Genomic DNA, 24,835 nt, shown 5'->3' with positions numbered 1-24,835 from the left:
ATTTTTGATTAGCTCATTTACTAATTCATCAACATCTACACCATTTTGCTTTAGGACATTAATCCCAACTACGTTAGGTTCCTTTGATTCGGACATTTCCTTTTTCAGTTCTTGATTCTAATAAAAATATTACAGAAAATCTGAAGACTATTCTACGGAGATTCTAATTTTCTGTCCGTCAATATCGTCATCTTTGTATTCTTTGCAAGTTTGCTCAAAGTTTACTTTTTTGACTCTAACTAAAAATGCCAAGTCTTGAGACTTTTCTTGAATCATTTCTAATGATTCTGCATCCAAATCTAAAATTGATGCAACTTCTAGAACATCAGTTGGATTGTATCCTCTTTCTTTTCTTAGTGTTTGAAGTCTTCTTGCTACATCTTTTATCAATCCTTTTGCCATCATCTCTTTGTTTCTTGCAGTAGAAATGAATACAGTATAGTTGTCTCTACTTGACATTGCAAAGTTTTCTTGTGCATCAAAGTCAACTACAAAGTCTTCTGAATCAAGTGAGATTTTTTCACCATCAATATCAAAATCATATTTTGAATTACTTTGTAATGCTGTAACAATTTCTTCATGATCAGTTTCACCAAATTTTGCAACAAGTTTTCCCATGTGCTGTTTTGCTTTAGGTCCGATTCTCTTTCTCTCCAATTCCACTACTCCTTTTGCAGGAAGTCCTAGTTGATTTAGCTCTGAGATTTGTTCTAGTCCTGATTCTTTTTCTGTTTCAAAGATACTAAATTTCTCAACGTTGAGCTGGGATTGTAATAGTTCAGATAATGATTCAAGTTTTTGTTTTTGTCCTTTCTTTACACAGATGAGTGCCTCATTTAGTGGCCATCTTCGTTTTAATTTTCCCTTCATTCTTGCAGCTGACGAAATAGACACAACATCTTTCATAATATCAAATGATTCTTCAATCTCTTCGTTAACTAGGGATTCATTGTAGGTGGGCCATTTGTCTAGTAGAATACTTTGCCTTTCTTCAAAGACTGTTTGATAGAGATGCTCACTAGTAAATGGACAGAATGGATGAATCAAAATATCTAGTGTCTTGAGAACCTTGCTCAAAACTGCATAGATTGCAAGCCTTCTATTCTTCTTTTCCTCATCCTCATCCCACAATTCTCCTCTTGTAATTGGGATGTAAATCTGACTTAGATTGTTAATGATATAGTCATCAATTGCTTTTGCACTTTCATGGAATTTGCAAGATTGATTTCTTTCTGTAATTTTTTGAATTAGTTTTTGAAGCTTTGATAGCAACCAAACATCTGGTGATGTAAGCAAGTTGTTTTGTTTGGCCCAGTCAATTGTCTTTGATTCATCATAATTGTCATACTGGCTATTTTGCTTAAAGTAAAGATGCAGGTTGAATAGAGTATTGATGACCTGGTATGGCCTTGACATTAACTCATCAGTGCTAAAACTAAGTGGCTCAATTGGACTTGCTTTCCACATAAAGTAGAATCTCACCAGATCTGCAGGATATTTTTCTAATAGTTCTGCCCCTTCCAAAACATTTCCTTTACTTTTACTCATCTTTCCACCTTTTTCATCTAAGACATGTCCTTGGAACAAAAATGACTTGTAGGGTGGAGTTGGTCCGTTGTTTAAAATCACATTTTCAATTAACAGTGTATATGCCCATCCTCTGGTTTGATCAATACCTTCTGTGAAAAATGGAGCTGGAATCTCTTTCTCATATTCTTCATTGCTTAGTGATGAAAATGGAGCCGAACCACTGTTGTGCCATGTATCTAAAACATATTCCTCTCTTTGTGTTTTGGTACTACCACATTCCTTACACTTTATCACCACATTATCTATCCATGGTCTGTGAAGCTCAAATTCTGGACCGTCAGGTAAATTGTCTGCAGCATCAATGATGTCCTTTCTTGTAAAGAACCAATTTTTTTCTCCACAGTCTTGACAGCCCCACACAGGCAATGGACATCCCCAAATTCTTTCTCTTGATATACACCATGGGTGTCTTTCTTTGATGATTCCAAGAAATCTGTTTTTTGGCTGCTCAAAGAAATACTCTACACTTTCTGCTGCATCAATTGCTTTGTTTTCTAATCTGTCTAGTTTGTAAAACCATCCCTTTCTTGCTAGCCATACTAGTGCATTTTGACATCTCCAGCAAAGTGGATACTTGTGTTTGATTTTACCAATTCTGACTAGTGCATTTTTTTCTTTTAGATCCTCTACAATTGTTCTGTCTGCATCTCTAACAAATAGACCCTGATACTTTCCTGCTTGAGATGTAAATTTTACTTCATCATCAATAGGACTGAAAACCTTTACCTTTCTTTTGTTTGCAATTTTGATATCTTCCTCACCGTTTGCAGGAGACAAGTGCACCAAACCACTACCTGTACTTGCATCAACAAATGATTCAGACACTGCAATATGGAAATTATCTGCCTTTGCACATTCAGCTAAATCTGGAATACTGTCTAGTAACGGATGGATGTATTTTTTGCCTTCAAACTCAGATCCCTTTACTGTTTTGAGAGTATCACATTTCTCAATTTTCACTTCTGCCATAAAATCTTCTAACCTAGTTTTTCCAACCACCCATGTCTCTCCCTCTACTTTGACGTAGACATAATCTTCTTCAGGTTGCAATCCTACCATTGCATCAGTTACCAGTGTAAATGGCATTGTAGTCCATACAATCAAAAATGCATCCTCATCGACTAGCTTTACTTTGTAAAATAATGATGGATCTTTGACCTCTTCATATCCTTGATTGACTTCAGCATGACTAAGTGATGTCTGGCAGCTAGGACAATATGCTATAACTGTAAAGTCTTCTTCTAATATTCCATTATCAAATGCTTTTTTGAGAACCTGCCATTCTCTTTCAATAAATTCATCTCTAAATGTCCAGTATGCTTTCTCATGATTAAATGACATTCCCAACTTTTCATCAACTTCAACCCATACCTTGTTGTATTTTTCAACCAGTTTTTTGCATTCAGAAACTATCCTCTCAATTCCAAATTGCTTGATTGCTTCAGTCTTTCCACCTGTAACTCCTAATTCTTTTTCAACTTGGAGTTCAACTGGAAGGCCTTGAGTATCCCATCCACCATTAAACTCAATTTTTTTTCCTTGTAATGTGTTGAATCTATACCACAGGTCTTTGATGACTCTGCCTCTTAGGTGCCCTGCATGAGGAATTCCGTTCATTGTAGGTGGGCCTTCAATGAATCGAATCTTTTCAGGTTTATCTGATGCAAAGATTTGTTTTTCTAAATCAATTGAATTGATGTATTGCTTAACATCTGATTCTATTTTCTTTGCATCAAATTTTGAGTCAAGTTCCATCTGGATTTTGGTATTTTTGTGGCAATTTAAACTTCTAAAAAACTATCATAGGCAAAAAATCAATTTAGAACAATGATTCCATTTTCAATGAGATATTGAATCCCTTGGATGAAAGAGTCATCATCAATTGTGTTATCTGCCCACCAGCCTGCATTGTTCTTAATCCAAGACGGAATGTCTTGTGACTTGGATTCTTGCAAATTTGTAACTGAAACTATGATGATATCTCGATTGATCAGATATTGAATCCCTTGGATGAAAGAGTCATCATCAATTGTGTTATCTGCCCACCAGCCTGCATTGTTCTTAATCCATGCTGGAATCTCTTGCACTTGGGCAATTAATGGTGGATTGATTACGATGATAAAATTGCCTTTTGAGAGTGGATTACCATCAATATCTGAAAAGGAGATATTTGCCGTTCCAACATGCTCTGGCTCAAATATTATTTTGTGAGAATTTGGAATATCTGAATTGATATTTCCAATCAAATATTTTTCGTAAATTTTTTTATCATTTTGAATTATTTTCAAATCATATTCTGTACCTCTCTTGGTTTTTGCTTTGAACAATTCTTCAAATTCTACAAAAAACGTTGTTTCTTCTCCAGCTCTAATTGTTTCAGGTTCCCATGATAGGTAAACTTTGAATCTTAAATCAGGAGTTGCAAACTCTAATGGAAATTGTACACTTTCACTGGTCTCTAATTTAAAATCAATTTTTGAATCAGAAGTTTTGATTGCTTCTTCTCTGATGTCTTTGATAATTTCTCGATAAACAGTCATGTGAACTGTTCTGTCATCAAAAGAATAGTCATCAATGTTTACAACTTCATCTGGCATCAAGATACCATTGACATATGCATTGTATTTTGTTGATAGAAATTCTCCAAACGTATTTGGAACTCTAATCTCTTCATGAATGACACTTAGTTGCTCTAGATTTTGATTCCAATCAAAGGGCATTGAGAATGAAACTTTGTTAGAATCAAAATTAAAGTCGCTAATTATATCAAAATATGATATTACTTGAATGTCATGAACTTTGTTTTGACTGTCTGATACCTCAAAATTCTTGATATCTGCAAGACTGATTGCCCCTTCTAGCTCCACTTTTTGCTCCAAGATGTTATCATCAGAATCTATTGTGAGAATCTCTACTTTGTATTCATAGAGTCCTCCTGATGTAAAAATTGGACCTGTCAGAATTAGTGGTTGGTCCTCTGCTTTCATCCACCCTCTCAAAATAGGCTCCTGAATTCCCTTTATCGTAATTTCATCAGAATCATCTGAAATTACTTGAAAATTCAGATTTCCCATTTCATCATGAAAGGTATGTTTGAAAATTTGTTCTCCATCTTTTTTCATTTCTAACACTAGGGAGACATGCTCAATTATTGCCTCTGTATTAGAGTCAAACAATCTGATAGTTACAGAGTGCTCTGGATTTTCAGGATCATAAATTGATGGAGAAACATCAATTGAGAGTGTGGCGTCTCTATCTTGAATTGTAACTGGAGGGAGCACTTCTCCACCCAATCCATGTCCAAATACAACACTAGATGATAATGCAAATGTCATTAGAAAGATTGTGAAAAAATGTATCGTATATTTCAATTAGGATCCCTATGGTTGATTTTTGATCATTCCTAGCATTATAAAGATAGATTGATTTTTTTAGACTTGGATTATATAATTGAGGAAATAATAATTTTCATTGGTTAATGTTCTAGTTGTTGGTTCTGGAGGAAGAGAGCATGCATTGTCTTGGAAGTTATCTCAAAGTCCCAAAGTAGACAAAGTCTTTACTGCACCTGGAAATGGGGGTACTGAAAACAATGTGAATATCTCCGTTGAAGATTTGGATGGATTAGCTGATTTTGCTCAAAAAAATAATTGCTTTACTGTAGTTGGTCCTGAAGCTCCTCTTGCTTTAGGAATTGTTGATAAATTTAATGAAAAAAATTTGAAAATTTTTGGACCATCAAAGGATGCAGCACAGCTTGAATCAAGTAAGATTTGGGCAAAAAATTTCATGAAGCGAAATGACATTCCGACTGCTAGATTTGAAATCTTTGATGATCCTCAAAATGCCCTTGACTATCTTGATTCAGTTGATTATAATGTAGTGGTAAAAGCTGATGGTCTTGCAGCAGGCAAGGGTGTAATTGTATGCAATGGAAAAGACGAAGCAATTTCTGCAATTCAGACTATATTGGTAAAAAAAACATTTGGCGATGCTGGAAATCGAATCATTATTGAAGAGCGAATCGATGGAATTGAGGCCTCTTACATTGCATTATCTGATGGAGAAGTAGCAATTCCTATGGCATCAAGTCAAGATCATAAACGAATCTTTGATGATGACAAAGGACCAAATACTGGTGGAATGGGTGCGTACTCTCCAACTCCAATAGTAGACGATACTCTTGCCAAAAAAATTCAAGAAAATGTTATTGAGAAAACCATCCAATCAATGACCAAAGAAGGAATATCCTTCAAGGGATTTTTGTATGCTGGAATAATGATTAGAGATGGGGAACCATATGTTTTAGAATACAATGTACGAATGGGTGATCCTGAATGCCAACCAATAACAATGAGAATGGATTTTGATTTGTTTGACTATTTTTCATCTAGTGCAGAAGGTAACTTGTCGGCATTGCCATCACCCACCTGGAAAAATCAATCAGCTGTTTGTGTGGTTTTAGCATCAGACGGTTATCCTGAATCTTATCCAAAAAATGAAGAGATTACTGGTTTTGATAGCATTCCAAGTAACTCGTTTGTATTTCATGCAGGAACTAAAAAACAAGATGAAAAAATTCTCTCAAATGGAGGGCGTGTTTTAGGAGTTACTGCATTAGGTGATACTTTAGATTCTGCAATATCAAATGCATATGCAGCTGCTGAAAAAATTTCATGGGCTCATAAATTCTGTAGAAAAGATATTGGCAAAAAGGGATTGTCTTATCTCTGAGTTTCTAAAATTTTATCTTCAGTAACTATCCAATCAATCAAAATATCATGTTCTGATTTTGGAATGTTTTTGATTACCTGTTTTTCTAGAATTAATGAAATTGTAGTTGTATTGTTTTCAGCTAGAAATTTATCATAAAATCCATGACCGTATCCTAGTCTAACTCCCCCAGGCGAAATGCCTACAGTTGGCACAAAAATCAAATCCAAATTGTTGTCTTTGGGACACTCTTCTTTTGGCTCCATAATGTCAAAATTTCCCTTTTCTAGGCTCGAAAATTTTTCAATTTTCCTAAACTCCATAGTATCACCAACCACTTTTGGTAAAAACACCTCTTTTCCAATACTGAGTAACTCTTGGATAATATCTTGAGTTAGAATCTCGCTTCCGATGGGATAGTATACACCAATTTTTTTTGCATCTCTAAAGTTTTTCATTCCTTTGACTTTTTGATGAATTTTCTCACTTGCAATTTTTAGAAAATCATGTGATGTATTGTCTCTTTTTTCTAAAAGAAGATTTCTCAGTGATTTTTTTTCTGTACTGTTATCCAATTTGACTACTCAATGATGCTGCAGTAATTGTGTTTTTTAGCAGCATTGCAACAGTCATTGGTCCTACTCCTCCTGGAACTGGAGTTGCAAATGATGCCTTTTGTATAATATCGTCATAATCTGCATCGCCAACTAGTTTGTCATTGTGGCGAGAAATTGCAACATCTATTACTATTGCTCCTTCTTTTATCATATCTTGAGTTAGAGTAAACTTGTTTCTGTCTCCAACTGCAGTAATTACAATGTCTGCATTCTGACATAACTCTGTCAAATTCTTTGTTCTAGAATGGCATGTTAACACTGTAGCATTTTCTTGTAACAATAAATGATACAATGGTTTTCCAACTAAATTACTTCTATTAATCAAAACAACATTCATTCCTTCCAAATCAATATCGTGAAAATCAAACATCTCCATTACTCCTGATGGTGTACATGCAACAAGTGCTGCTTTTTTCATGGCAAGCAAACCTGCGTTATGTGGTGTTAGTCCATCAACATCTTTGAGAGGTGAGATTCTTGATGTGGTTGCAAATTCATCTAATTGATCTGGTAATGGCAACTGAACCAAAATTCCATGGACTGATTTATCTGAATTTAATTCATCGATAATTTTGTTTAATTCCAACTGTGTGATGTTTGCATCTAATTTGTGGTCTTTTGTTGCTATGCCAACCTCATCACAGGCTTTGTGCTTGTTTCTTACATAGGTAGCAGATGCTGGATTGTCACCTACAAGAACTGTTGCCAGGCACGGATTGATGTCCTGTTTTTTGAGTTCGTTTACTGCCTGCTTTACTCTGTCTTTAACTGATTGAGCAATCAACTTACCGTCAATCTTGGTACCTGTCATGATGTGGTATTGCTATGTTGATATTTAATTCTTGGAATTTGACTTGAAAATCTGAGTAAAGAAATTAAATGGTTAGATTTTATTTTTTTTCATGTTTGTAATGATGGCTGATATTCAGCTAAAAGACGGCGCAGAAGAAGATTTCAAAAATTGGTTTTCTGAATCAAACAAGGTATTGTCTAGTTTTCCTGGCTTTGTCTCTAGAAGATTTCTAAAGGCTCATGATGGAAGCTATAGAATTATTGTAGAACATGAAAGCAAAGAGACTTTTATCAAAATGCATAATAGTCCAGAACATGAAAAACTACATCCAACTGGTCATTCCTTTATGAGTTCAGACCCTGTACGAAAAACTTTCTCAGTGGCTGCAGAATAAATTGAAACTCGAATATGATCTAAATGCATATGTTGAGAAAATAAAAAACAACCCTTCTTATTTTCAAACTTTTATCAATAAACAAAGTTTGGCAACAGGTGTTCTTGTTTTACAACCAGGAGAAGAAGACACTCAAGAGCCACATGACAGTGATGAAGTATACTTGGTGTTATCGGGTGATGGTTTTTTAAAAATTAACAATAAAGACTATAAAGTTTCAAAGGACAAATTGTTTTTTGTTGCAAAAGATGTTGAACACTATTTTCATGGAAATACAAAGGAATTAAAAGTACTGTATTTTTTTGGTGGACCTGATTCTTAGGAAATAATTGTTCTTCTTCCTGAAACTTTGATCTTTTTTCTGGCAAACAGATTTACTGCTTCAGGATAGATTTTGTGCTCTTCTTTTAGAATTCTTTTTGATAGGGTCTCTTCAGTATCGTTTTCTTTGATTTTGACTACTGATTGAATTATGACTGGTCCTGTGTCCATTCCCGCATCAACAAAATGAACTGTACATCCTGAATATTTTGAGCCATAATCTAATGCCTGTTTTTGTGAATCAAGACCTGGAAATGCAGGTAATAATGCTGGATGAATGTTGAGAATTCTGTTCTTGTATTTTTTTACAAATTCTGGGCTGATTATTCTCATAAATCCTGCAAGACAAACTAGGCCATTTCGAGAAGTAACTCCGTTTTCTGTTAGGGCTTCAACAATTTTTTTATCATACTGCCATCTGCTACCTTTGAATCCTTTACTTTCAATAACTAGGGTTTTTACACCAAGTTTTTCAGCTACTTTGAGGCCTTTGGCATTTGGTTTGTTTGAAATTACAATTGCTGGATTAATTGGGATTCTTTTTTTCTTAATTGACTTTAGGATGGATTCCATGTTGCTCCCGCGACCTGAGATTAAAATTCCTAGATTTAGCAACTAGTCAATTGTAGATCAAACCTGCAATTTATATCAAATCTATTTACCGTTAATTTCGTTGCCTAGAAAAGTCAGGATGACCAAAAACGGAATCCTGTGTGAGGTAGATGACAAACGTGTTTACTTGGATCCAAAAAATGCTGATTTGACAGGCATTAATTTTGTATCTCATGCACATGCAGATCATTTACCTTCAAAAAATGGTGGAACTATTCTTTCTTCCATTGAAACAAATGAAATTGCAAATCTTCGAGGATTCAAGATGGAAAATCATGTAGAGTCTATGGATAATTTTTCTCTAGTTGATAGTGGTCATATTCTTGGGGCCAAAGGATTACTGTTTGATGATATTTTCTATACTGGGGATATTTGTACAAGAAATAGAGGATTTCTACATGGTGCAAAAATTCCAAAATGCAAAACTCTGATTACTGAATGCACATTTGGTTTACCTGAATTTATTTTCCCAAAAACTGAAGATACTCTAAAACAAGTCAATGAGTTAATTTCTGAACTTTATGGCAAAGGTATTCCTGTAATTTTAATGGGTTATCAGCTAGGAAAGGCTCAAACTATAACTCAACTCTTTGGCCATTGGGGTCCTCTATACTTTCATGATTCTGTAAAGGAGATGAATGACTTGCATCAAAAATTCAATGTACCACTAAAAGATGGAATTGGACATTCTGAGGCTGAAAAAAATGGATTGCTTGAGAAAAAACCTTGGGTGATGGTAGCACCAATGTTGTCATCTAAAAACAAATTTGTTCAAGAAATGAAATCAAAGTATGGTGCAGTAACAATTGGATTTAGTGGATGGGCTCAATCTACAAAGTTTTCATTTGGACGAAGAACTGATTACTCTATCCCTATGAGTGATCATTGTGACTTTAACGAATTAGTGGACATGGTTTTGCAATCTGGCGCAGAACAAGTATACACTATTCACGGATTTGTTGATGAGTTTGCTCAGCATTTGAGAAAAATTGGAATCTCTGCTCAGCCACTACTTGAAAATTCATTAGATGATTTTACTTAGCAAATTCTTTGCAATCACAGTCTTCAACAAGACATGTCTCTGAATTTCTTATGTGATCATGAGAAAAATGCTTGCAATTTTCATTTTTGCAAATTCTTCTTTGGGCCTCCTTTTGAACAACTGATTGTGCTATCTCGTTTGCCTTTTCTTTGGAATATCCTTTTTTGTCAATATAGAAATGAACGATTCTATTATACAGTATATCTGGATTAAATTGCTTTTCTAACATTGTTATTCCTAACTAATTAGCCATTTATCCTATAAAAAATCGATCTAAGTTACATTCATTCAAAAAACTATAGAATAATTATAAAATTTTAGATTAAGAAAAATTTCATATAATGTGAATTGATTTTTTGAATATGGTAAATTGGGTATGAACTCTGTCATTAAAGAAAAGAAACGTCCAGAAACAGAGATTTTCTTAGAAATTCTAAAGTATACTGAATGTATTTCGGGAGACAATTTATGCAAAACTCATTCTGAAAAAGTAAAACAGATTTTGATGGCTGATGCAAAAGATGCCCTTGACAAACTATCTGAATGTGACTAGAACCAAAATTTGATTTTAATTTTTGACTAGGTGTATTGTATTTTTTGAACAAACATCATCTTATGAAGTTATTTTCATATGAGAAAGTATGCCTAAATGTAGAAACTGTGATGATGATTATGTGTTTAATCGTACAAGTTTTTGCTCAATTGATTGTTCAAGCACTCATTCAAAGAAATATTTCTTCTATTAATATGAGAATACTGTAATATTTTGTATGAAAATAATAATGCTTATATCTTTATTTTGCTTATACTTGTAGGGTATGGTTAACTGCATTGTTGTTGATGATGATCAAGACTTGGTTGAAATCTTTTGTGAGCTGCTAGAAATTCTTCAAGTGCCTGTTCTTGGAACTGGAAACAATGGTCAAGATGCAGTTAATTTGTACACACAACATAAACCCGAAATAATTTTCACTGATTTGAATATGCCAGAGTTTGATGGATTGTATGCTATTGAAAAGATTAAAGAAATGAATTTGAATGCAAAAATCATTGCTGTTACTGGAAACTATGATGTTTCGCATGCATATCTTTTTGATGCACTAAATGTAGGAGTTGTTCACAAACCATTTGATGTTCAAAAGTTAAAACAAGCTATTACTGATGCATCACTTCAAAAAGAATTAACTTACAGTCCTACTTTGAAAATTCAATATAGATTCAGAAATGATTCAATGTTGTATTCATGTTTGATGACTTTTGATCAGTACAAAAACTTCAAAGAACTTCCAACTATTCTTGAATGTACTGTTGTTTCTAATGCTGATTCTGAGATATCTTCTGATGAAATGCAAGAGGCATTAGACAAGGCACTTGATGATGATATTGGCCCAGTGAAGGATCTTTCAAATGTTGTCTCTTGATATTATTCATGCCTATTATGTGAAAAAAGTTCATTTCTGGACAAACAATATTAATATGAAAGTATTACAAAGTGAACAAGTATGACTGCCATAGATCAATTCCTAGCAGTATCTTTAGAACGCACCATTAGGCAAAATCTTGGTGATGTTACAGTCCATAAAATTCAAGATAGGTTATTCTCCAAATTTGGATTATCTATAACAGAATCTATGCGAGAATTTGAAAAGTTAGATTCTGTATTACGCGAATTTTTTGGAGCAGGAGCTGATGGACTTGAAAAACGATTCTTGGAAAATGTATGTTGTATAAAATCCAAAAAAGACAAGGCAGAAAAACGATTTACAATCACTGACACTGAAATTACTCAATCAATTCTAAAGGCATTTGGTGATGCTGATTCTTCAAAGATTCTCAATGCATCTATTGGTGAGCCATGGACCATCAATGAAATTTTAGAGCGATTAAACATTCCTCAGACTTCTGGTTATAGGAAGATCAATTTTCTAATTGACAATGGCTTGTTGATTAAAGAAGACTATGTTTTGTCTGAGAATAACAGAAAAATTGACAAGTACAAATCATTATTTGATAATGTCAATATCGACATTAATGACAAGATGACAGTAAGTGTTCAGTTTACATCTAATGTTGTTAAACAAAGTTCTATTCTTAACACCATTTACAATTTTTAGAACTAGATTCTAACTTAGAATCACACCAATATCCATTAAATTTGTATGTGTGAAATTTGTAACAATGTTTGCTTTTTGTTTTTGAAAGAACCTTGCTGAGTCACTATTTTTTAGAAATTCTTTCATCGTTAGCAAATCAATTTTTACATTCTCAGTTATTGCTCCTGCAAAAACTGAATTTCCATCTATGCCATCGGTTCCCATAGATGCAATCACTAACTTCTTTTCTTTTTGAGTATTTTTTAACAATCGCAAGACTAGTTCTTGATTTCTTCCCCCTGTCCCTTTGCCTAGAACCTTGACTGTTGGTTCCCCTCCAAAAATTAAACATTGTTTTTGTTTTGTTGGAATGTTTTCTAAAATTTCTGTAACTACATTTTTAATTTCTCCAAAAACCTGTATTGTAGATACGTTGTACCCTTTCTTCTCAGCTGCTTTTTTCATTTGAATCAAACATGATTCGTTATTTGCAATTACAATGTTGTCAATTTTTGGTTTTTTAGGGACTTCTTCATTGTTTTCTAATCCTTTTTTTAGCAGCTGCATAACTTCTAGTGGCATTTTACGTTTGAGTTTGTATTTATCAATAATCTCTAATGCGTCATTGTATGTTGTGTTGTCCATGTAAGTTGTTCCGGATGCAATTGATGACATATCATCTCTCTCAACATCAGACATTATCAAACCGACTCCGGAACATTTCATATCTTGAACTAATTTTCCACCTTTAATTTTTGAAAGATGTTTTCTAACACAATTGAACTCTTGAATTGTTGCACCTGATTTTAACATCAAATCAGTAACGTGAATTTTATCGTCTAGTGTAATTTGATCAGGTAATGCCAATAGTGATGATGCACCACCTGAAACAAGAAAGACAATTAATTCGTCACTTTTTCTGTTTTGCACAAACTTCATGACTTCTTTTGCAGCTTTTACACTGGTCTGATCAGGTTTTGGATGTCTTGGATTGAAAATCTGAAATTTCTTTCCTTTAACAATGGATTTTGAACCCTTTGGAATGACTATGATTCCATTTTTGACTGGAAATATGGCATTTAGAGCCTGAGTCATTGAATCTCCTGCTTTGCCAAAGGCTACTGTATAAACACTAGAGTAATCTGAAAATTTTATCGATTTATCCCCAATCTTGATTTCTGTTGGTGTAACAAATTTTGAGAGAATGTTTTTTGGATTTGCTGCTTGTAATCCTGCATCTAAAATCTCTAAACAGTCTTTCTTTTTGTCATTTAATGCCAAATCCTCAAAATTTTGAATGATCATACAACTAGTTCACAATGCAAGATATAATAATAATCAATGATGCCTCTGATTTATGCAGACAGTACGCATTCCAAAAGTTATCAACTTTGGAGAAAATGCACTTGGTGAAACAGAATATCCAAAGAATGCTCTAATTGTCACAACAGTTCCTCCAGAACTTTCTGACAAATGGATTGCCAGAATGGGCATTCAGGATTACATGCTGTATGATCAAGTAAAACCTGAACCATCAATTGATGATGTCAATGCTGTAATTTCACAATTCAAAGACAAGGATCCATCTGTTCTAATTGGATTAGGTGGTGGAAGTTCTATGGATGTAGTAAAGTATGCTGCACCCGAGATGAAAAAAGAAAAGATCTTGATTCCAACAACCTTTGGAACTGGAGCTGAAATGACAACATACTGTGTCCTCAAGTTTGATGGTAAAAAGAAACTGTTACGCGAAGACAGATTTTTAGCTGACATGGCTGTAGTTGATTCATACTTTATGGATGGAACTCCAGAACAAGTTATCAAAAATTCTGTTTGTGATGCATGTGCTCAAGCAACCGAAGGTTATGATAGTAAACTTGGTAATGACTTGACACGAACTCTATGTAAGCAAGCATTTGAGATTCTTTATGATGCAATTATGAATGACAAACCAGAAAACTATCCTTATGGTTCAATGTTATCTGGTATGGGATTTGGAAATTGTTCTACAACACTCGGACATGCATTGTCCTATGTTTTCTCAAATGAAGGTGTACCACACGGTTATTCCTTATCTTCTTGTACTACAGTTGCTCACAAGCATAACAAATCAATCTTCTATGATAGATTCAAAGAGGCTATGGATAAACTCGGCTTTGACAAATTAGAACTCAAAGCAGATGTATCTGAAGCTGCTGACACAGTTATGACTGATAAAGGACACTTGGATCCAAACCCAATTCCAATATCAAAAGATGACGTTGTAAAATGTCTAGAAGATATCAAAGCAGGTAATTTGTAAAAAATTCAAAAATTTTTTACCTTTTTTCTATTTTATTCAAAAACTGCGAAATTGGTACTTGACTAAACTTATTTATGCTAATAATCTGACGTACCTATAGTTGACTGATAAAAAATTAAAGTTTGGTATTCAAAATGGCCTGAATGTTGCACGAGCTGGATACACTGAAGACCAAATTTTGACAGCATGTATGCTTGCTGACAAAACAGGTTATGATTCAATTTTCTATATGGACCACACAAATGTCCCACAATGGAAAAATGCCATTGTATTAGATCCTTGGGTAATGTTGTCAGCAATTGCAGCAGTTACAAACAATGTAGAACTAGGAACTTGTGTAACTGATGCAATCAGAAGACATCCATCAAACATTGCACTTGCAGCAATTACACTTGATAGAGTTTCAAAAGGCAGAGCAATTCTTGGAATTGGTGCAGGTGAAGCTCAAAATCTTAAAGAGTTTTGTATTCCATTTGAAAAACCAGTTTCAAAATGGGCAGAACAAATTGAAACTATTCACACACTTTACGAATCTACTCCAGATAACACAGTAAATTATGAAGGACAATATTACAAACTTGAAGGCGCATGTTTGCAAGCACCTCCAATCAGAAAACCAAGACCACCAACATACATGGCATCAGGTGGTAAGAGAACACTTGCATTAACAGGAAAATTAGGTGATGGTTGGTTACCAATTGGTTACACTCCAGAACTCTTTGAAGACCATGCAGCACAAATTAGAAAATCCATGGATGAAAATAACAGAACTCAAGAAGAAAAAGACAAATTCCAATTTGCACTTGATATTGATGTATACTTTTCAGAAGATGCTGAAGAATCATGGGCTAGAATGAAAGAAGCAGTCAAGGTTAGTTTGTTCAAGCCTGAAGTTTTGAGAGTTCACGATCTCAAAGAAATTGAAGGCTTTGATTTTGTCAAATACTTTACAGAATATTCAATGTCAAACCAAGAATGGATTGTAAAGATGAGAGAAGCTGCAACAAAGATTCCTGAAGCAGTAGCACGTTCTTCAACAGCAGTTGGAACTCCTGATGATATTATCCCAACATTTGAAAGATTCATGGATGCTGGAGTAAACCACTTTGTCATTAGATTCTGGGGTAAGAATTACTTTGGTTCAATTGACAAATTTGCAAGTCATGTAATGCCTGCATTGCGTGAGAAAGCAAAACAATAGACATTCTATTCTATAATATACAGAAAATCATTTACTTTAGCTTCATCTTGTATTAGTATGGAAGATGATTTGCCTGAAGCAGTCAAAAAATGTCTTGATATTTTAGAAGAAAACGTTGAGATTCTAGCCAATCTAGAGTATGACCTCAATGATGAAAACGAAGATGAGATGACTGCTGACATGCAACTACATGACCTTTATGATATGGCAGAAGACGTTTCTGAATCATCTAAACTAAAACGTGCAGAATCAAATTTTATGAGAAGACAAACAGAAGACTCTCTATGATTTGTGAGGTCTTTTACCTTTAGATTTTGTAAACGCTCTTGCTCTTCGTTTGTTTTTTTGCTTTTCTAGTCTCTTTCTAGTTCTTTCAGTAGATTTTGTAGCACCTTGAATGATTTTGGTTTTACTCCCATCACGCAGCATGATTTCCTTTCCTTTGAATCGAAATTCAACATCTCTGCATTTGATGTAATATCTTCTCAAACAGAAAAAAATCCTATTGTTTGTTCCTTTCATTTCTTTTACTTCTCTTGATTTTTTTAACTCGTTGAGAACATTTCGTAAAAGACCCTTGTCAATATCGGTAATTCTATGCAGTTCTCTGAACCAGATGAATTTTGATTCAGCCCCCCATTCTTCTAAAATATCTAAAACTTGGTTTGTCGCATCTTCACGTTCTTCATCAAATTCATCCATGTTTTCACTTGAATGGTCCCATTTTTAGCAATTTTCATTATGAAAAGTTTGGATGAAAAAAGTCAAGTTTTCTGATCCATTGGTCTTTTGGTTATTTTTGTGATAATAATTCATGAATACAGAATTCAAAAGTGAATGTGACGCACTTTCTTGTCGAATCTTAGAAATCAAAGCACTTGCAAAAGAACTAGATGAAGAAAACTAATCTCTGGATTTATAAAATAAATCATTGAGATAAGATTATTGCAACTTGTAGGACGTTTACAAATTCAATCAAAACAAAAGATGATAGAGTTTCTTAATCAAGAACATGTTGGAAGAATAGCAACAATTGATTCAAATGGATATCCACAAATAATTCCTATGAATTTTGTATTTTTCAATGATGCAATCTACATGCATTCTCATGTTAAGGGAGAAAAATTAGAAAACATCAAGGCAAACTCAAAATCTGGCTTTGAAGTAGACCGTGAATTAGAATTTTTACCATCTTACTTTTCTAGTCCTACTGATGCTTCAATGGCTGACACTCTTTACATTAGTGTGGTGATTAAGGGTGAATCTATTATTGTCCAGGATTCTAGTGAAAAATCACTTGCACTAAATGCCATGATGCAAAAATACCAACCAGAAGGACAATACGAACCACTTCGTTCTGATATGGATGTTCTAAACTATACTGCAGTGATCAAAGTTGTTCCAGAAACAATGACGGGTAAATACAAAATTGGTCAACATATGAAATCTGAATCAAGAGCAATTTTAGCACACTTGATTCAAAAAAGAAATTCTCCATCAGCAAAAGAAACTCTGAAAATTATGGGTTTTGAAGAGACTACTGATGGCCTTAAAATGGTTGATGAGCCGGTTTGGTAAAGATATAATCACATTTTGACTCTGTTTTTTCTTGCTTCTTCTTTCATTTGTTCAAATTTTTTCTTTGCCTTTAGCTTTGTTTTCCAGACAACCTCTTGCTCTGTATCTTTCAACTCATGGTCTGGATCTTCACTCAAATCTTCTCAATTTCATATGATCATTTTTTAATTTAACATTTCTGCTAATTTTCCACTTTTGAAACTCTAGTTGACTATGGGTCTTAGTTTTGAATCAGTTAGCTATAAGTTCAGTTTTTAATGAATTTCTATGTTGGAACAAATTTCAAAATTTGAACTCGTATCTGACTTTGAACCTACTGGTGATCAGCCTCAAGCTATAGATGAGTTAGTCAGAGGAGTAAAGAAAAAGTCTGTTCAGACACTGCTAGGCGTTACTGGTAGTGGTAAGACATTTTCAGTTGCAAATGTAATTGCTAAAACTGGAAAAAATGCACTTGTAATCTCTCATAACAAAACACTAGCTGCACAACTATACTCAGAATTAAAGCAATTTTTCCCAAAAAACAATGTTGGTTATTTTGTATCCTACTATGACTACTATCAACCAGAGAGCTATCTTCCTCAAACTGATACTTACATTGAAAAAGATACTCAGATAAATGAAAAAATTGAAAAACTTCGTTTAGAGGCAACTGCAATGCTACTATCAGGTGAGCCTACAATCATTGTATCTACTGTATCTTGCATTTACTCACTTGGTAATCCTGAAGACTGGGAGGACTTGGCAATTACAGTTTCATCCAATGATGAAATCAAACGTACAGAACTAATTAGGAAATTAGTTGATGCTAGATATGAAAGAAATGACACTGAAGTTGCTCCAGGAAACTTTAGAGTCAAAGGCGATACCATCGACATTACACCTGCATACTCTGAAGATTTGATTCGTATCTCCATGTTTGGAGATGAAATTGAAAAGATTGTAATTCTTGATCATGTTTCGCTAAAAGAGAAAAGAAAAATTACTTCATTCAAAATATTTCCTGCAAAACACTATCTAATTGCAAAAGATGTTAGAAAAAAAGCAATTCAATCAATCAAAAATGAATTAGCAAAGCGATTACCTGAACTTAATGAACTTGAAAAACAAAGACTTGAGATGAGAACAAAATATGATCTTGAAATGATTGAAGAGTTGGGTTATTGCTCTGGTATTGAAAATTATTCTAGGCACTTTGATGGAAGAAAAGCTGGCGAGAAAGCTTTTTGTTTAATGGATTTCTTTGGTGATGATTATCTTTTGATAATTGATGAATCTCATGTAACATTGCCACAATTGCATGGAATGTACAAAGGTGATCATTCAAGAAAAAAAGAACTGGTAACTTATGGATTTAGACTTCCAAGTGCATATGATAATAGACCTCTAAAATTTGAAGAATTTGAAGATTATATCAAAAACACAATCTTTGTTTCAGCAACTCCTGCAGATTATGAGAAAAAAATCTCGTCAAAAATTGCTGAACAACTAGTACGCCCTACAGGATTACTTGACCCTACAATCGAGATTAGGCCTACAAAAGACCAGATGGATGACCTAATCAAGGAAATTCATAAACGAGCCGAAAAATCTGAGCGTGTTCTAGTCACAACTCTGACTAAACGTATGGCTGAAGACCTTGCTGAATACCTCTCAAAAAAAGATGTCCGAGTGCGATACATGCATTCAGAAATTGAAGGTCTGCAAAGAACTGAATTAATCAGGCAATTACGATTGGGTGAATTTGATGTACTTGTTGGAATCAATCTTCTAAGAGAAGGATTAGATATTCCTGAAGTTTCCCTTGTTGCAATTTTAGATGCAGATAAAGAAGGATTTCTGAGAAACTTTACCAGTTTAATTCAGACATTTGGAAGAGCTGCAAGAAATGATAGCGGCTCAGTGATAATGTATGCAGACAATACTACTCAATCAATGAAAAATGCAATGAATGAGACTCATAGACGTAGAGAAAAACAATTAGAGTACAACAAAAAACATAACATTACTCCAGCAACAATTATCAAATCCATTCCTGATCAAGTTGCAACACTTGATGATACAAAATTAAAATCAACTCATGATTTGGCAGCAGATATAATTGATTTAGAAGCTCAAATGAAAAAATATTCCGAAGATTTAGACTTTGAGCGAGCAATTGAATGCAGAGATAGAATAAAAAGACTAGAAAAGGAGATTAAATTCAAAGATGACAGAAAATAAATTAAAAATTCGTGGTGCACGTCATCACAATCTAAAAAATATTGATATTGACATTCCAAAAAATAACCTAGTTGTAATTAGTGGATTATCTGGTTCTGGAAAATCTACTTTGGCTTTTGATACAATCTATGCTGAAGGACAAAGGCGTTATGTAGAATCACTTTCTGCATATGCCCGTCAATTCTTGGAGATGATGGATAAACCAGATGTTGATTCAATTGAAGGACTATCTCCTGCTATTTCTATACAGCAAAAAACTACTAGCAAGAATCCTCGTTCTACTGTAGGAACAACAACTGAGATTTATGATTACATGAGATTACTTTTTGCAAGAATTGGAATTCCTTATTGTACAAATTGTGGAAGAAAGATTTCTACACAATCAGTTGAAACAATTTGTGATTCTGTTCTCAAAGATTTCAAAGGCAAAAAAATACTAATCTTATCTCCAATTGTCCAACGCAAAAAGGGAACATATGAGAAGTTATTTGAGCAAATCAAGCGTGATGGATATTCTAGAATACGCCTAAATGGTGAAATTTTGAGCCTAGATGAGGAAATTCCTCCACTTGATAGACAAAAATGGCATAATATCGAGATTGTTGTAGATAGAATTACTACTGAAAAAGCCGAGCGTTCTAGATTATTTGAGGCAATTCAGACTGCCATCAAGGCATCAAAAGGAGATGTCATGATTGCATCAGAAAAAACTGAAAAGATCTTTTCTCAAAACAATGCATGTCCTTATTGTGGAATCACAGTTGGTGAACTAGAACCACGTACATTTTCCTTCAACTCTCCATTTGGAATGTGTAAGACTTGTAATGGTCTTGGTGTAAAACTAGAGTTTGATTCTGATTTAGTAATTCCTGACAAGTCAAAATCTATTCTTGATGGTGCAATAGTTCCATGGAGTGGACGATTTTCATCATTTAGAAGACAAGCATTACGTGCAGTTGGAAAAAAGTTTGGATTTGATTTGATGACTCCAATTAATAAAATAAAACCAAAACATCTTGAAATAATTCTTAATGGAACTGATGATTTAATTGATTTCAAGTATCGTTCAAAATCTGGAGATTCATCATGGCAATACACTGATGCATTTGAAGGTGTCTTATCTAATCTTCAACGTGTCTTTGTAGAGACTGATTCTGAATCAAAACGTGAATGGCTAAAACAATTCATGAGAGATACTCCTTGCAACGTTTGTGATGGAAACAAACTCAAACCTGAATCACTTGCAGTAAAAATCAACAAAAAAGGAATCATGGATGTATGTGATATGTCAATTGATCATTGTTATGATTTCTTTTCTACATTGAAATTAACTACAACAGAGCAATACATTGCAAGAGACGTTCTAAAAGAAATCAAAGAACGTCTTGAATTTTTGATGAATGTTGGGTTGAACTATCTTACATTGAATCGATTAAGCTCTACGCTCTCTGGAGGTGAATCCCAAAGAATCCGATTGGCAACTCAGATTGGTTCGAATCTTACTGGCGTTTTGTATGTTCTTGATGAGCCTACAATTGGTTTGCATCAACGTGATAATGAACGACTCATTAAAACGCTAACAAAGCTACGAAATCTGGGAAATACTGTCATTGTAGTAGAGCATGACGAAGAAGTTATACGAAATTCAGACTGGATGGTTGATTTGGGACCAGGGGCAGGTGTTCATGGCGGAAATGTTGTTTTTGAGGGGACCGTTAATCAAATTCTTAATGGTCACAAGTCTGTTACTGGTGATTATCTAAAAGATAATTCTCTAATCAAACTAGATGAAAAAATTAGAGAACAATCAGGCACTTTGAAAATAAAGAAAGCTGCTGAAAATAACCTCAAAGGAATTGATGTTGAAATCCCATTGGGATTGTTTGTATCAGTTACAGGAGTTTCTGGTTCTGGAAAATCTACTTTAATTAATGATATTTTACTAAAGGCACTTGAAAATCACTTTTACAAATCAAACAAAAGACCTGGTAATCATAAAGAAATCTCTGGTCTTGAAAATATTGATAAAGTAATTGCAATTGACCAGTCTCCAATTGGAAGAACTCCACGTTCAAATCCAGCTACTTACATTGGTGCATTTACTCCAATTAGAGAATTATATGCAAATACAGAACTATCTAAAGAACGAGGATATGCTCCAGGACAATTCTCCTTTAATGTTGCAGATGGAAGATGTTTTGCATGTGATGGAGATGGTGTAAAGCAAATTGAGATGCAGTTCTTGTCTGATGTTTATGTAAAATGTGATGAGTGTAAAGGTAAACGATACAATTCTGAAACTCTATCTGTCTTGTACAAAGGAAAAAACATTGCTGATGTCTTAGATATGACAGTATACGAAGCCTTGAACTTTTTTGAAAATGTTCCAGCAATCAAAAGAAAACTTCAAACAATTTATGATGTTGGATTGGGTTACATAAAACTTGGACAATCATCTACAACACTTTCTGGTGGAGAAGCTCAACGGGTAAAATTAGCCTCAGAATTATCAAAACGAGGTACAGGAAAGACATTCTATATTCTTGATGAGCCAACAACTGGTCTTCATTTTGCTGATGTTCAAAAATTACTTGATGTTCTAAATCGCTTGGTAAACTTGGGAAATACTGTAGTCGTAATTGAGCATAACATGGATGTAATCAAAAATTCTGATTGGTTAATTGATCTTGGACCTGAAGGAGGAGATGAAGGTGGAAAAATTGTTGCATCTGGAACTCCTCAACAAGTAAGCAAAGCGCCTGGCAGTTATACTGGAAAATATCTTAAAAAACTGTTAAAAAAATGACTTTTGAGATAGCAAAAATCACAATTCCTACAAATCCTGGAATCTACATGATGAAAGATTCTGATGAAAAAATCATATACATTGGAAAGGCAAAGAATCTTCGAAAACGTGTAAAGTCATATTTTTTGAAAAACCAAAACTACAAGACTAAAAAATTAGTTGAAAATATTGACGACATTGAATTTGTTTTAACAGATAATGAAAATGAAGCTTTTCTACTTGAATCAAATATGATCAAAAAATATCGTCCACGATTCAACATTGAATTAAAAGATCAACAACGATATACCTACCTACGAATCTCTGATGAAAAATATCCTAGATTACTAGTTGCAAGAAGAACACGTGATGGAAAATTTTTAGGAAAAGGAAAAACATATGGTCCATTTACTCAAGGAAGCTCTAAACTTCTAACAATTGGCGCATTACGAAAAGCATTTCAAATTCGAATTTGTAAAACTCTTCCAAAAAAAGTATGCTTGGAATATCATCTTGGAAATTGTGAAGGTCCATGTGAATTCAAAGATGCTCAAGAGAGATACCCAAAACATGTCAAAGCTCTTGAAGATGTTCTAAAGGGGAAAAATCAAACCAAAATATTTACAAAAAAATTAGAATCTGAGATGCATCAGGCTGCAGAATTACAGCAATTTGAGCGTGCAAAAGAGATTCGTGATACTTTGATTAGATTAGGCAGTCTTCAGACCAAACAAAAAATGGAATATGTTGAAAATTCTGATGAAGAATACTTTGGAATTGGAATACAGGAACAGTCTGCAGTTGTAATGAATTTTAGAATGATTAATGGTGTGATTAGAGATAGTGACAAGTTCTTTTTTGACCTAGTTGGTGATAATTCCTTTTCAAATTTTCTTTACCAGTATTACTCTACACACAAAATTCCGAAGTTTGTTGTAGTTAGTGAGTTGCCAGAGAATCAAAAGATGTTAGAATCATTATTGTCTGAGCAAGCAGGATTTACAGTAAAAATTATTCTTCCTACCAAAGGAAAGAAAAAAGAAATTGTTAATCTGATAATGAAAAACATCAATCTTGTCCACTCTAAAGGTGGAGACCCTGGTTTAGTTGAACTAAAAGATACTCTAAACTTGCCAACAATTCCAAATGTCATTGAATGCTTTGATATCTCAAATCATGGTGATGACTTTGCAGTTGGCTCAATGGCTCAATTTGTTGGTGGAAAACCAAACAAATCTGGATACAGAAAATTCAAAATCAAAACTGTTGAAGGACGTGATGACTTTGCAATGATTGGTGAGGTTATTAAAAGACGATACTATCGGCTAGCAGAAGAGGATTCTGAGATGCCTGATCTAATTGTCATTGATGGTGGAAAAGGTCAGCTAAATGCCGCAGTAAAATCACTTACTTCATTAGGCCTAAAACTACCCTGTATCTCTCTTGCAAAAGAAAATGAAGAAGTTTATGTTCCAAAAAGAAAAACTCCTATAATTATTTCAAAAACAAAATCTTCAATTCAAATTTTACAGCATGCTCGAGATGAGACTCATAGATTTGGCGTTGCATACAACAGGACCATTAGAAGAAATCAAATAAAATAGAAAAAAGGAAAAGTTTTGGCTAGTTCACTGTAACACTGCCGACCATCCAAGGATGTACCATACAGAAGTAATCATAGTTTCCTGCTTCTTCAAAGGTGAATGAATATACTGCGCCACCCATAACTAAGCTACTATCAAATACACCAGATGGACCATCTGCTGGACTACCACCTGTTACTGTATGTGCTGCTGTGTCAACATTAACAAATTCTACTGTATCTCCAGCATTGATTGTAATGTTTGCTGGGATGTAACATTCGTTAGTTTCTTCGCAACCTGGAACTGAAGTACCTGCTGGCATGTCAACTGTATGTGTCATTGGACCTGCTGGTTCTTCCATGGTTTCTTCCATGTGAGTTTTCTCTTCCATGTGCATTTCTTCTTCCATTGCTACTTCTTTCTCAGCTTCTTCCATCATAGGTTCTGTTTCTACGAGGTCTAGAATTTTGTAGTCAACGACGAATGTGTTAGTATAGAATGTGTGAACTGCTAAAGCATTACCGGAAAATTCCCACTCACCTTTTGCACTGTTTTGTTCAACGAGTGTTAATTCAAATCTTGTTTCGCCATCTGGGGTCCAAATCTTTGATGGGTTTTCATCATCTCCGAGTGGTCCTCTAAGTGAAACTAACTGAATTACTTCAGATGCATCATAGAGAAGTGTACCTGAATAGGTGTTTTCACTTGGTGCCAATAGCACTGCAAGTTGGTGTTCTTCATGTCCAATTCCTGGGTCTTGAATAGATTCGGCTCTCTCCCAACCAGATTTCATTGGTTTTTCAGGAGCTGCCTTTGGTTCATCCATTGCTGGCTCAGGTGCTGTAGATGTTACAGCTGGAGCTGAAACACTGGGTCCGGCATTTTGAGCTGCATCGCCATACAAAGCAAATGCAACTCCTATAGCTACAATTGCGATTGAAAATCCAATTGCAGCCTTGTCTATACCTGCCATAGTTGATCCATGACT

Annotated in this window: 24 protein-coding genes; 14 read left to right on the top strand and 10 right to left on the bottom strand. The window is 34.3% G+C overall.

What is annotated here, in order from left to right:
* Positions 1 to 147: 147 nt before the first annotated feature.
* Together ileS and Q0941_RS05800 are read right to left on the bottom strand one after the other, a co-directional pair.
* Positions 148 to 3,345, bottom strand: coding sequence for an isoleucine--tRNA ligase (gene ileS / locus Q0941_RS05805; RefSeq protein WP_299292155.1), 3,198 nt, complete (start codon positions 3,343 to 3,345; stop codon positions 148 to 150).
* A gap of 59 nt (positions 3,346 to 3,404) precedes the next feature.
* Complete coding sequence (locus Q0941_RS05800) at positions 3,405 to 4,925, bottom strand: peptidase (protein WP_299292154.1); 1,521 nt, start codon at positions 4,923 to 4,925, stop codon at positions 3,405 to 3,407.
* Positions 4,926 to 5,061: 136 nt separating this feature from the next.
* On the opposite strand from Q0941_RS05800, the gene purD reads away from it, so the two are divergent.
* Positions 5,062 to 6,324, top strand: coding sequence for a phosphoribosylamine--glycine ligase (purD, locus tag Q0941_RS05795; RefSeq protein ID WP_299292153.1), 1,263 nt, complete (start codon positions 5,062 to 5,064; stop codon positions 6,322 to 6,324).
* Here the strand turns inward: purD and Q0941_RS05790 are convergent.
* Positions 6,315 to 6,878, bottom strand: coding sequence for a 5-formyltetrahydrofolate cyclo-ligase (locus Q0941_RS05790; protein ID WP_299292152.1), 564 nt, complete (start codon positions 6,876 to 6,878; stop codon positions 6,315 to 6,317). The genes purD and Q0941_RS05790 overlap by 10 nt on opposite strands.
* Positions 6,871 to 7,731 carry a bifunctional 5,10-methylenetetrahydrofolate dehydrogenase/5,10-methenyltetrahydrofolate cyclohydrolase gene (locus tag Q0941_RS05785; RefSeq protein ID WP_299292151.1) on the bottom strand — a complete coding sequence of 287 codons (861 nt, stop codon included), beginning with the start codon at positions 7,729 to 7,731 and terminating at the stop codon, positions 6,871 to 6,873. Before Q0941_RS05785 ends, Q0941_RS05790 begins: the two co-directional genes overlap by 8 nt.
* Positions 7,732 to 7,831: 100 nt before the next feature.
* Between Q0941_RS05785 and Q0941_RS05780 the strand changes: the two genes are divergently transcribed.
* Both Q0941_RS05780 and Q0941_RS05775 read left to right on the top strand, forming a co-directional pair.
* A complete protein-coding gene (locus Q0941_RS05780; protein WP_299292150.1) occupies positions 7,832 to 8,107 on the top strand; it encodes an antibiotic biosynthesis monooxygenase in 276 nt (91 codons plus the stop codon).
* Between the two features lies 1 nt (position 8,108).
* The gene (locus Q0941_RS05775; protein WP_299292149.1) at positions 8,109 to 8,429 is read left to right on the top strand and encodes a cupin domain-containing protein; all 321 of its coding nucleotides are present in this window, start codon (positions 8,109 to 8,111) and stop codon (positions 8,427 to 8,429) included.
* On the opposite strand, the gene purN is transcribed toward Q0941_RS05775, so the two are convergent.
* Positions 8,426 to 9,043, bottom strand: coding sequence for a phosphoribosylglycinamide formyltransferase (gene purN / locus Q0941_RS05770; RefSeq protein ID WP_299292148.1), 618 nt, complete (start codon positions 9,041 to 9,043; stop codon positions 8,426 to 8,428). The two genes, Q0941_RS05775 and purN, sit on opposite strands and share 4 nt — an antisense overlap.
* Before the next feature lie 76 nt (positions 9,044 to 9,119).
* Between purN and Q0941_RS05765 the strand changes: the two genes are divergently transcribed.
* Positions 9,120 to 10,082, top strand: a complete 963-nt coding sequence (locus Q0941_RS05765) for an exonuclease (protein WP_299292147.1) — start codon at positions 9,120 to 9,122, stop codon at positions 10,080 to 10,082.
* On the opposite strand, the gene Q0941_RS05760 is transcribed toward Q0941_RS05765, so the two are convergent.
* Entirely contained in the window at positions 10,075 to 10,311 is a 237-nt protein-coding gene (locus Q0941_RS05760; protein WP_299292146.1) for a hypothetical protein, read from the bottom strand. The genes Q0941_RS05765 and Q0941_RS05760 overlap by 8 nt on opposite strands.
* A gap of 147 nt (positions 10,312 to 10,458) precedes the next feature.
* Here Q0941_RS05760 and Q0941_RS05755 point away from each other — a divergent pair, with 147 nt between their 5' ends.
* From Q0941_RS05755 to Q0941_RS05745, 3 genes are all read left to right on the top strand, one after another.
* Entirely contained in the window at positions 10,459 to 10,635 is a 177-nt protein-coding gene (locus Q0941_RS05755) for a hypothetical protein (protein WP_299292145.1), read from the top strand.
* A 265-nt stretch (positions 10,636 to 10,900) separates the two neighbouring features.
* Positions 10,901 to 11,503 carry a response regulator gene (locus Q0941_RS05750; protein WP_299292144.1) on the top strand — a complete coding sequence of 201 codons (603 nt, stop codon included), beginning with the start codon at positions 10,901 to 10,903 and terminating at the stop codon, positions 11,501 to 11,503.
* A gap of 81 nt (positions 11,504 to 11,584) precedes the next feature.
* Positions 11,585 to 12,196 carry a transcriptional regulator gene (locus tag Q0941_RS05745; protein ID WP_299292143.1) on the top strand — a complete coding sequence of 204 codons (612 nt, stop codon included), beginning with the start codon at positions 11,585 to 11,587 and terminating at the stop codon, positions 12,194 to 12,196.
* 9 nt (positions 12,197 to 12,205) lie between these two features.
* On the opposite strand, the gene Q0941_RS05740 is transcribed toward Q0941_RS05745, so the two are convergent.
* The gene (locus tag Q0941_RS05740; RefSeq protein ID WP_299292142.1) at positions 12,206 to 13,480 is read right to left on the bottom strand and encodes a DUF4147 domain-containing protein; all 1,275 of its coding nucleotides are present in this window, start codon (positions 13,478 to 13,480) and stop codon (positions 12,206 to 12,208) included.
* Positions 13,481 to 13,532: 52 nt separating this feature from the next.
* On the opposite strand from Q0941_RS05740, the gene Q0941_RS05735 reads away from it, so the two are divergent.
* From Q0941_RS05735 to Q0941_RS05725, 3 genes are all read left to right on the top strand, one after another.
* Positions 13,533 to 14,477, top strand: a complete 945-nt coding sequence (locus Q0941_RS05735) for an iron-containing alcohol dehydrogenase (RefSeq protein WP_299292141.1) — start codon at positions 13,533 to 13,535, stop codon at positions 14,475 to 14,477.
* 100 nt (positions 14,478 to 14,577) lie between these two features.
* Positions 14,578 to 15,678 (top strand): LLM class flavin-dependent oxidoreductase, encoded by a 1,101-nt coding sequence (locus tag Q0941_RS05730; RefSeq protein WP_299292140.1) that lies wholly within the window; start codon positions 14,578 to 14,580, stop codon positions 15,676 to 15,678.
* Positions 15,679 to 15,735: 57 nt separating this feature from the next.
* Entirely contained in the window at positions 15,736 to 15,966 is a 231-nt protein-coding gene (locus Q0941_RS05725; protein ID WP_299292139.1) for a hypothetical protein, read from the top strand.
* On the opposite strand, the gene Q0941_RS05720 is transcribed toward Q0941_RS05725, so the two are convergent.
* Positions 15,961 to 16,380 carry a hypothetical protein gene (locus Q0941_RS05720; RefSeq protein WP_299292138.1) on the bottom strand — a complete coding sequence of 140 codons (420 nt, stop codon included), beginning with the start codon at positions 16,378 to 16,380 and terminating at the stop codon, positions 15,961 to 15,963. The genes Q0941_RS05725 and Q0941_RS05720 overlap by 6 nt on opposite strands.
* Positions 16,381 to 16,623: 243 nt before the next feature.
* Between Q0941_RS05720 and Q0941_RS05715 the strand changes: the two genes are divergently transcribed.
* A complete protein-coding gene (locus tag Q0941_RS05715) occupies positions 16,624 to 17,256 on the top strand; it encodes a pyridoxamine 5'-phosphate oxidase family protein (RefSeq protein ID WP_299292137.1) in 633 nt (210 codons plus the stop codon).
* 8 nt (positions 17,257 to 17,264) lie between these two features.
* Here the strand turns inward: Q0941_RS05715 and Q0941_RS05710 are convergent, their stop codons facing one another.
* Positions 17,265 to 17,393 carry a hypothetical protein gene (locus Q0941_RS05710; protein ID WP_299292136.1) on the bottom strand — a complete coding sequence of 43 codons (129 nt, stop codon included), beginning with the start codon at positions 17,391 to 17,393 and terminating at the stop codon, positions 17,265 to 17,267.
* Positions 17,394 to 17,523: 130 nt separating this feature from the next.
* Between Q0941_RS05710 and uvrB the strand changes: the two genes are divergently transcribed.
* The 3 genes from uvrB to uvrC are packed head-to-tail and all read left to right on the top strand — an operon-like array spanning position 17,524 to position 23,868.
* Positions 17,524 to 19,479 (top strand): excinuclease ABC subunit UvrB, encoded by a 1,956-nt coding sequence (gene uvrB / locus Q0941_RS05705; RefSeq protein WP_299292135.1) that lies wholly within the window; start codon positions 17,524 to 17,526, stop codon positions 19,477 to 19,479.
* A complete protein-coding gene (uvrA, locus tag Q0941_RS05700; RefSeq protein ID WP_299292134.1) occupies positions 19,466 to 22,285 on the top strand; it encodes an excinuclease ABC subunit UvrA in 2,820 nt (939 codons plus the stop codon). The genes uvrB and uvrA overlap by 14 nt, the downstream gene beginning before the upstream one ends.
* The gene (gene uvrC / locus Q0941_RS05695) at positions 22,282 to 23,868 is read left to right on the top strand and encodes an excinuclease ABC subunit UvrC (protein WP_299292133.1); all 1,587 of its coding nucleotides are present in this window, start codon (positions 22,282 to 22,284) and stop codon (positions 23,866 to 23,868) included. Before uvrA ends, uvrC begins: the two co-directional genes overlap by 4 nt.
* 19 nt (positions 23,869 to 23,887) lie before the next feature.
* Here uvrC and Q0941_RS05690 read toward each other — a convergent pair whose 3' ends face one another.
* Positions 23,888 to 24,820 (bottom strand): plastocyanin/azurin family copper-binding protein, encoded by a 933-nt coding sequence (locus Q0941_RS05690; protein WP_299292132.1) that lies wholly within the window; start codon positions 24,818 to 24,820, stop codon positions 23,888 to 23,890.
* Between the last annotated feature and the right edge of the window lie 15 nt (positions 24,821 to 24,835).

The sequence above is a fragment of the Candidatus Nitrosopumilus sp. genome, assembly GCF_028278985.1.
Lineage (GTDB): Archaea > Thermoproteota > Nitrososphaeria > Nitrososphaerales > Nitrosopumilaceae > Nitrosopumilus.
The sequence above is the reverse complement of the archived record's forward strand: the minus strand, read 5'-3'. Positions and strand labels throughout refer to the sequence as shown.

Bases quoted from the DNA above. Each gene is read 5' to 3' on its own strand.
- ileS (WP_299292155.1), bottom strand. From the start codon at position 3,345: ATGGAACTTGACTCAAAATTTGATGCAAAGAAAATAGAATCAGATGTT.
- Q0941_RS05800 (WP_299292154.1), bottom strand. From the start codon at position 4,925: ATGACATTTGCATTATCATCTAGTGTTGTATTTGGACATGGATTGGGT.
- Q0941_RS05785 (WP_299292151.1), bottom strand. From the start codon at position 7,731: ATGACAGGTACCAAGATTGACGGTAAGTTGATTGCTCAATCAGTTAAA.
- Q0941_RS05780 (WP_299292150.1), top strand. From the start codon at position 7,832: ATGATGGCTGATATTCAGCTAAAAGACGGCGCAGAAGAAGATTTCAAA.
- Q0941_RS05765 (WP_299292147.1), top strand. From the start codon at position 9,120: ATGACCAAAAACGGAATCCTGTGTGAGGTAGATGACAAACGTGTTTAC.
- Q0941_RS05760 (WP_299292146.1), bottom strand. From the start codon at position 10,311: ATGTTAGAAAAGCAATTTAATCCAGATATACTGTATAATAGAATCGTT.
- Q0941_RS05755 (WP_299292145.1), top strand. From the start codon at position 10,459: ATGAACTCTGTCATTAAAGAAAAGAAACGTCCAGAAACAGAGATTTTC.
- Q0941_RS05750 (WP_299292144.1), top strand. From the start codon at position 10,901: ATGGTTAACTGCATTGTTGTTGATGATGATCAAGACTTGGTTGAAATC.
- Q0941_RS05745 (WP_299292143.1), top strand. From the start codon at position 11,585: ATGACTGCCATAGATCAATTCCTAGCAGTATCTTTAGAACGCACCATT.
- Q0941_RS05740 (WP_299292142.1), bottom strand. From the start codon at position 13,480: ATGATCATTCAAAATTTTGAGGATTTGGCATTAAATGACAAAAAGAAA.
- Q0941_RS05735 (WP_299292141.1), top strand. From the start codon at position 13,533: ATGCAGACAGTACGCATTCCAAAAGTTATCAACTTTGGAGAAAATGCA.
- Q0941_RS05725 (WP_299292139.1), top strand. From the start codon at position 15,736: ATGGAAGATGATTTGCCTGAAGCAGTCAAAAAATGTCTTGATATTTTA.
- Q0941_RS05720 (WP_299292138.1), bottom strand. From the start codon at position 16,380: ATGGATGAATTTGATGAAGAACGTGAAGATGCGACAAACCAAGTTTTA.
- uvrB (WP_299292135.1), top strand. From the start codon at position 17,524: ATGTTGGAACAAATTTCAAAATTTGAACTCGTATCTGACTTTGAACCT.
- uvrA (WP_299292134.1), top strand. From the start codon at position 19,466: ATGACAGAAAATAAATTAAAAATTCGTGGTGCACGTCATCACAATCTA.
- uvrC (WP_299292133.1), top strand. From the start codon at position 22,282: ATGACTTTTGAGATAGCAAAAATCACAATTCCTACAAATCCTGGAATC.
- Q0941_RS05690 (WP_299292132.1), bottom strand. From the start codon at position 24,820: ATGGCAGGTATAGACAAGGCTGCAATTGGATTTTCAATCGCAATTGTA.